General features: G+C 49.0%; 3 protein-coding genes. All 3 read left to right on the plus strand.

Annotation, left to right across the window (positions count from 1 at the left end):
* The coding region (locus tag QUB24_RS33490) for a hypothetical protein (protein ID WP_333157901.1) at positions 1–561 on the plus strand (561 nt) is incomplete at its 5' end.
* Positions 561–782, plus strand: coding sequence for a hypothetical protein (locus tag QUB24_RS33495; protein WP_333157902.1), 222 nt, complete (start codon positions 561–563; stop codon positions 780–782). The genes QUB24_RS33490 and QUB24_RS33495, both read left to right, overlap by 1 nt.
* Positions 782–1,023, plus strand: a 242-nt coding sequence (locus QUB24_RS33500; protein ID WP_333157904.1) for a hypothetical protein, incomplete at its 3' end; no start/stop codon positions are given. The genes QUB24_RS33495 and QUB24_RS33500, both read left to right, overlap by 1 nt.

Raw genomic sequence — 1,023 nt, forward strand, 5'->3', positions numbered from 1 at the left:
GAATTTATTTCCCTCCCCAGTTCGCATCAACATTCAAATCGGGACAAAATTATGAGCTTACAACTACGCCTTTTTGGCGGCAATTCTGATGCTGGAAAACTTACTGCCAGCAACGACGGCGGACACGCAATCGACAAGTCAAAAGTCTTGGCAAGCACTGACACAAGCGTTATAACGCCATCAAATCCTGGTAATTTTGACTCCGTTCGTAGTGTTCCCGTAGTTCCCGCCCCGCGCTATTTCACGAAGGAAGAAGCGGACGCAATGAAAGATTTGGCAAAGGAGAAAACAGACGGTGCACGGCAGTCTAAACGCGCTTACAAAGCTTTGACCAAGATTGAAGTGGCTGACAAAACAGTTCACAAAGAGCACCGCAAATATGAGGGTGCGGTTGCTGAGAATGAGCTAGGCAAGATACGCGCTAACGCTGGTTTGGCGAAAAAGTTACACGCACTCCGACCCGGCTATGCACGACTGGGTTTAGGGATTGATAAAGCTGACTCCGACGCCAGGACTCGGATTGATGAAATTAAAGCCAAACTGACGGGAGGTGCAAGCTAATGCAATATATGTGGCTTGCTGGCTCCCGGCAAGAAGTAGAGGAAGCTATAGAGGCTTTGCTCGCTAACGGCTTCACGTTCAAGCAGGACGACTTTGAGGTAATAAAAAATTCCCCTTATGGCGCCGACCGCTACTCCTACACCCTGCTTAATTTTCGCCCGCCCGCCGTACCTACTCCCCAGCCTCGGCCGTGGGATGCAGTGCTAGGAGGCAAAAAATAATGAAAGCGATGTATCTGGCAAATTACTTCGTTGCTGGGTGCGTCGCTTTCTCCCTTCTGGGGTGGATAGCGAGTCTGCATCCAATGGCAATGAAAGCCGTTTTATTCTTGTTAGCAGCGATTGCGACTGCTTGGGGTTTGAGTTGGTTACTTGACTACTCCCTGAGTAAACTGCTCAAGATTTCAGTGGCTGATTTACAAGCGCTTTTAATCGGCGGTTTAGCTATGCTGCTGATTGGTTT

The sequence above is a fragment of the Microcoleus sp. B9-D4 genome (assembly GCF_036705105.1).
In the GTDB taxonomy this organism is placed as follows: domain Bacteria; phylum Cyanobacteriota; class Cyanobacteriia; order Cyanobacteriales; family Microcoleaceae; genus Microcoleus.

Excerpts from the sequence above, each read along its gene's own strand:
- QUB24_RS33495 (WP_333157902.1), top strand. The coding sequence starts at position 561 with ATGCAATATATGTGGCTTGCTGGCTCCCGGCAAGAAGTAGAGGAAGCT.